The organism is Methylobacterium sp. E-046 (assembly GCF_022829625.1).
Classification (GTDB): domain Bacteria; phylum Pseudomonadota; class Alphaproteobacteria; order Rhizobiales; family Beijerinckiaceae; genus Methylobacterium; species Methylobacterium longum.
The window spans coordinates 21,438-27,671 of the sequence record NZ_JAKSYP010000266.1 but is presented as its reverse complement, the minus strand read 5'-3'; the positions used below and the strand labels follow the sequence as shown (position 1 = coordinate 27,671).

Here is a 6,234-nt window from a genome sequence, read left to right as displayed (position 1 = left end):
ACGATCCAAGCTTCGGGGCAGGTTGGATGGCGCGGGTGTATTGGAACGCCGTCGCCTCGGAGCGGATGACCTTGCGCACAACCTTGCGCGAAACCCTCAGCTCCCGGCAGATCTGCTTGATCGGCTTCTGCTGCACGAAGTACGCGCGGCGGATCTTTGCGACCGTCTCCACGACCAACATCCCGCGCAAGCCTCCCGTTCGAGCCGGAAGGCAGTGTGGATGACTTGTCCTGGGGGTCCCGTTTGGACGCCGATCACCCCGAAAACGGGGTCCTTATTCCACGCCTAATCACAGCCAGGGTTGGCACCAGCGCAAGGCCGAGGGCCCGGATCACCGTCGCCTTGGCGCGGTCGATCTCGTCGGTGTCGTGGGCCACGACCACGATGCTGCCGTCGCTCAGGGCCACAGCCGCCGACCAGAGCTCCTCGTTCAGGCGCCGTCCCGCGATGGCGACCTGCGCGCCGATTCGGTGGACCTCCCCGTCGAGGGGCAGGTCTGCCGGCCGAGCGTCGAGGTTTCCTGCGAGCCTGGTACCATCAGCCCCGAACAGACCGGCGAAGTGGACGCTGTGTAGGTCCTCGCTGATCCATGTCTCGATACGATTGACCGCCTTCGCCGGCTCGCGGGCTGCGTAGCGTGCCTCGTGGCGCAGTACCTGGGCGAGTTCGTTCTGCATGAACGCGGCGGTCTGCCAGTACACGAAGGCGAACAGGAGTAGCGACAGCAGGGTCGACCATACGGCGATGCCAAGCGCCCAGCGGAATGCGAAGGACAGGATGAGCCTAGGCATCCGGGGTTAGGGTGAATCCCTCTCCGCGGACGTTGTGGATGAGAATTGGCTCGCCCTCGACTTCGAGCTTCCTACGCAGACGTCCGACATGGACATCGATGAGGTTGGACTTCGGCGCGAAACGGTAGTTCCAGACCTCCTCGAACATCATTGCTCGGGTCACGACCTGTCCCGGCCGACGCATCAGGTATTCGAGCAGCTTGAGCTCGCGCGGTAGCAGGTCGAGGTTTCGAAGCCCCCTCCGACCGTTACCGGCGACGAGGTCGAGTTCCAGGGACCCCACCCGCAGCACGGTCTCACGCGTATCGGTCGGACGCCGTAGCAATGCCTCGATCCGGGCTGCGAGTTCGCCGAGGACGAAGGGCTTGCCGAGGTAGTCGTCACCGCCGGCGCGGAGGCCGCGGATTCGCTCGTCGACGTCGCCCAGCGCGCTTAGGACCAGCGCCGGCGTCCGGTTGCCGGCCCCACGCAGGTCGCGCAACAAGGCGAGCCCCTCCAGGCCCGGAAGCATCCGGTCCAGGATGATGGCATCCCACGGCCCCGAACGGGCGGCGGTCGCACCGTCCGGCCCCGTGGCGGCCCACGCGACCTCGTGCCCCCGCCCGCGAAGGTCGCCGAGGACCTCCTCGGCCGTCGCTGCGTCATCCTCGATCAGAAGCAGCCTCGCCACTCGATCCATCCCCGGAGCTGTCGCGCTATTCGGACGTGATGTGGTTCGGCATGGGTCCGGCACCACGACTGTGAACGCGAATTTAATCGCCCCGGCGACGAGCCATCCTATATCTTAGAACAAGTCTAATCTGATGGGCGATCGACATCGTGCTGGCGGAGGCGGGAAGAGGCGTGGCGACGCACGGGGATGACGGGCCGAACGACCGGGACCCGATCCACAAAACGCCTCAGACCACGGTCCGCGCAAGCACATTGAGGCGGCGGGCATGGCTCGCGGTCCCTTGCCTCATCGCGGTCGGGGTTTGCGGATGGCGCTATGGGGATGAAGCCGCGCCCTACGTCGAGCCGTTGCTCGGCTTTCTCGGCCCCGCCTCGACCGCACCCGAGTCCGCCGCGGATGCGGATGCCGCAGCGCCCCGAGAGCCGGTCGAAGACAACGTCGTCCGGCTCGATGCCGACGGCCAGCGCCGACTCGGGTTGGAATTCGGGACGTCGGAAAGCCGCCGGATCGAGTCGCTTGTCCGGACGCCCGGCATGGTCGCCTTTGACGAGCGCAGGGTCACGCGGCTGAAACCAAGGACGTTAGGCAGGGTCCTCTCCCTGTCAGTGCAGCCGGGCGACCGTGTAAGCGCCGGACAGACGCTGGCCACCCTCGATGCCTCCGGCGTCCTTGACGCTCGGAACGGCCTCGCTGCCGCCCAGGCCAGCCTGGGAGAGGCGCAGGCCACCGAGAAGGTCGCCGAGATCAACCTGAAGCGCGGCAGCGACCTGGTGAGGATCGGCGGCGTCGCCCAGGCGGAGGTGGACCGGCGCCAGGTCGAACTCGCCAAGGCCCATGCCGCCACCCTGTCGGCCAAGTCGCAGGTCGATCTCTATCGTGCCCAGTACGAACGCTTGGCCCCCGCGCCCGGCGGGTCCCCCGGCGTCAGCGCCATCGTCTCGCCCATCGATGGGGTCGTCACGGCGGCAGGCATCACCCTGGGCGAGGTGGTCGACACAAACCGCGACGCCTTCACGGTGGCCGATCCCTCGCGGATACAGGTACTCGCCAATCTCTACGGCCGCGACATCGCCACCGTGAAGGCGGGCGACCCGGCGACAATCGAGGCTCCGGTCGCGGCGCATTCCCGCTTCGAGGGCCGGGTGCGCTCGGTCAACGCCGCCATCGACCCGGCGACCAACACCGCTCCGGCCCGGATCGAGATCGCCAACCCGGACGGGGTCCTGCGCGCCAACATGTTCGTGTCGGTAGAGATCGCCGCCGACCTCGGCCGCGACGGCGTCACGGTGCCGGCCGCCGCGATCCAGCAGGCCGAGGGGGGGCCCATCGCCTTCGTGCGGACCGGGGACGACCGCTTCGAGAAGCGGGACCTGACCCTCGGCGTCCAGCGCGTCGACTGGGTGGAGGTGCGCTCGGGCATCGGGGCCGGCGAGACGGTGGCGACGCAGGGCAGCTTCGGCCTCAAGGCAATCCTGATGCGCGCGCTCCTTGGCTCGACGGACTGAGGCGGCGATGAACGCTTGGTTCGCCCTTCTCGTCCGCCGCCGCTGGCTCGTCCTCGTTCTGGCCCTCGCCGGCGCGGTCGGCGGCATCGTCAACCTCGAAGGGCTGTCCATCGACGCGGTCCCGGACATCTCGCCCAAGCAGGTGATGGTCCTCACCCTGTCCCCGGGGCTCGGCCCTCAGGAGGTCGAGCGCCTCGTCAGCTTCCCCGTCGAGAACGCGATGGCGGGCGCGCCCGGGCTTACAGGCCTTCGCTCGACCTCTCGCTACGGGGTCTCGGCCGTCTACGTCACCTTCGACGACGCCATGGCGGTCACCGAGGCGCGGGCGCAGGTTTTTCAGCGGCTGCCCTTGGCGAAGACCATGATGCCGGCCGGCGTGGGCGATCCCGAGATGGGTCCGATGGCGACGGGCCTCGGCGAGATCTACCAGTTCGAGGTGCGCGGGCCGGCCTACTCGCCGATGGCGCTGAAGCGCATCCTGCAATGGACCATCGCGCCCAAGCTCAAGCTCACACCCGGCATCGCAGACGTGAACGTCTACGGCGGCCAGATGCCGACCTACGAGGTCCGCATCTCCGCCGAGAGCCTGCACCGCTACGGCGTGACGATGGGGCAGGTCTACGCGGCGCTCGCCGAGAACAACGCCGCGCGCGGCGGCGCCTACATCGAACACAACGACCAGCAGGAGGTCATCCGCGGCCTTGGCCTCGCGAAGGACACCAAGGACCTCGCCAACGTCGTCGTCTCGACGGCACCGGGCGGCGTGCCGGTGACGGTCGCCACCCTGGGCGAGGTGGTCGAGGCGCCCAAGGTCCGCCTCGGCGCCGTCACGCACGATGCCGCCGGCGAGACCGTCGTCGGCATCGCGATGATGCAGCAGGGCGAGAACGCCAGCGCTGTGGTCGAGGGCGTCAAGCGGACCATCGCCGACCTGCGCCCGCAATTGCCGCCGGGCGTCGAGATTGTGCCGTACTACGACCGCAGCACCCTGGTGGCGCGGACCATCCGCACCGTCGAGCACAACCTCATGGAGGGGGCGGTGCTCGTCATCGTCGTCTTGCTCCTGCTGCTCGGCAATCTGCGCGCGGGTCTCGTGGTAGCGGCCGCCATTCCCCTATCCATGCTGATGGCGTTCGCCGGGATGCGGCTGTTCGGGCTCTCCGGCAACCTCATGAGTCTCGGCGCCATCGACTTCGGCCTCATCGTGGATGGCGCCGTGGTGATGATTGAGAACGTCCTGCGCGCCCGCGGCGAGCACCCGGACCGTCCAGCCGAGGAGGTCATCCGCAAGGCGACCGTCGAGGTGGCGCGTCCGATCCTGTTCGCGGTCGCCATCATCATCATGGTCTACCTGCCGATCCTCGCGCTCGAAGGGGTCGCCGGGAAGATGTTCCGACCGATGGCGTTCACCGTCATCCTGGCGCTCGCCGGCTCCCTCGTCCTGACGATGACGCTGATGCCGGCGCTTGCAGCCATCGTCCTGGCGGGACCTGGCATCGGCGAGCGCGAGACCCGCCTCGTCCACTGGGTGCGGGGGGGCTACATGCCGGTCCTGCGGCTCGCCGAGCGCCGTACCGGCCTGACCGTCCTGGTGACGCTGGCCCTGTTCGGCGGGAGCTGCCTCCTGGCAACGCGCCTCGGCGGCGAGTTCCTGCCCAAGCTCTCGGAAGGCTCCATCGTCATCACCTCCGAGAAGCTCCCAGGCATCAACCTCGACGCCTCGCTCAAGGTGATGCACCGGATCGAGCAGACCCTGAAAAGCTTCCACGAGGTCAAGCGGGTCGTGTCCCTCACGGGCAGCGCCGAGATTCCCACCGACCCGATGGGCGTCGAGTCCACCGACAGCTTCATCACGCTGACCGATCCGTCGACGTGGAAGACGGCGGCCACGCAGGAGGGCCTGGTCGAAGCCTTCGACAAACGCCTGCGCGCGGAGGTGCCGGGCGTCTCCTACACGTTCTCGCAGCCGATCCAGATGCGGATGGACGACCTGCTGGAGGGCGTTCGAGGCGACGTCGCCATCAGCCTCTACGGCGACGACCTGAAGATCTTGAAGGGTAAGGCGGACGCCATCGTGCGCGCGGTCTCCGGCGTCTCGGGTGCGGCCGACGTGAAGGCTGAGGCGCAGGCGGGGATGCCGGCGCTCTCCATCCAAGTCGACCGGGCGGCGGCCGCCCGCTACGGCGTCAACGTCGGCGATGTCCTCGACGTGGTGGAGAGCATCGGCGGGCGCACCGCCGGCATGATCTACGGCGACGACAACTCCATCACCGACATCGTGGTCCGTCTCAGGGCCATCGACCGGGGCGATATCGAGCGCATCCGTGACCTGCCCGTGGGCCGAACCGGTAAGACGCTGGTACCCCTCTCGCTCGTTGCCTCGGTTGAGGTGTCGACGGGCCCCGCCCAGATCAGCCGCGAGCGGCTGCAGCGCCGGATCTCGGTCCAGGCCAACGTCCGCGGGCGCGACGTGCAGAGCTTCGTGCGCGACGCCCAAGCCGCCGTGAAGGCGCAGGTCGCCCTTCCGCCGCGCTATTCCATCCAGTGGAGCGGGCAGTTCCAAAATCTGCAGGAGTCGACGGCCCGGCTCTCCGTCGTGGTGCCCGCGGCGATGGCGGCGATCCTCGTCCTGCTCGTGGTGATGTTCGGCGATGTCCGTCTCGCCGGCCTGATCTTCCTGAACGTGCCCATCGCGGCGACCGGTGGCATCGTCGCGCTTTACCTTCGAGGCCTGCCATTCTCGATCTCGGCGGCCATCGGCTTCATCGCCACCTTCGGCATCGCCATCCTGAACGGCGTGGTGCTGACGAGCTATATCCGCGACCTCGAACGCGTCGGTCTCGATGCCCGCGAGGCTGCGACCCGCGCGGCCGAGTTGCGTCTGCGGCCGGTGCTGATGACCGCGCTGGTGGCGACGTTGGGCTTCTTGCCGATGGCGTTATCGACCAGCGCTGGAGCTGAGGTGCAGCGCCCGCTCGCCACGGTGGTGATCGGCGGCCTCGTCACGGCGACGCTTCTCACCCTGGTCGTACTGCCGGCCGTCTACCCGTTTCTGGCGCATATCCATCTGCCGGGGCGAAGGCGCAGTGGTGAGCGAGCCGGGTCAGGGGCGCTGGCGGAACGGCGAGCCGACGTCGATGGCTAGGGCCCTCCTTGCGATCGGCGCGATAACCTCGCTGGTGGTACTGGCCATCAGGTCGAGTGGCCATGCCGCATCCGCCACGGACTTCGACTGCAGCGCCTTCCTCAGGATGCATGGGATGCT

The 6,234-nt window shown here is 68.2% G+C and carries 4 protein-coding genes and 1 pseudogene; 2 read left to right on the top strand and 3 right to left on the bottom strand.

Going from position 1 to position 6,234, the window contains the following annotated elements; genetic code table 11:
* The 3 genes and pseudogenes from MKK82_RS28875 to MKK82_RS28865 all read right to left on the bottom strand — a co-directional run.
* Positions 1–181, bottom strand: a pseudogene (locus MKK82_RS28875) (IS21 family transposase); the annotation flags it as partial.
* Between the two features lie 73 nt (positions 182–254).
* The gene (locus MKK82_RS28870; protein WP_243987635.1) at positions 255–791 is read right to left on the bottom strand and encodes a hypothetical protein; all 537 of its coding nucleotides are present in this window, start codon (positions 789–791) and stop codon (positions 255–257) included.
* Positions 784–1,461: a response regulator transcription factor gene (locus tag MKK82_RS28865; protein ID WP_238291457.1), complete on the bottom strand. Its 678-nt coding sequence runs from the start codon at positions 1,459–1,461 to the stop codon at positions 784–786. Before MKK82_RS28865 ends, MKK82_RS28870 begins: the two co-directional genes overlap by 8 nt.
* 149 nt (positions 1,462–1,610) lie before the next feature.
* Between MKK82_RS28865 and MKK82_RS28860 the strand changes: the two genes are divergently transcribed.
* Together MKK82_RS28860 and MKK82_RS28855 are read left to right on the top strand one after the other, a co-directional pair.
* The gene (locus tag MKK82_RS28860) at positions 1,611–2,969 is read left to right on the top strand and encodes an efflux RND transporter periplasmic adaptor subunit (RefSeq protein ID WP_308445477.1); all 1,359 of its coding nucleotides are present in this window, start codon (positions 1,611–1,613) and stop codon (positions 2,967–2,969) included.
* A 7-nt stretch (positions 2,970–2,976) separates the two neighbouring features.
* A complete protein-coding gene (locus tag MKK82_RS28855) occupies positions 2,977–6,114 on the top strand; it encodes an efflux RND transporter permease subunit (protein WP_243987633.1) in 3,138 nt (1,045 codons plus the stop codon).
* Positions 6,115–6,234: the final 120 nt, after the last annotated feature.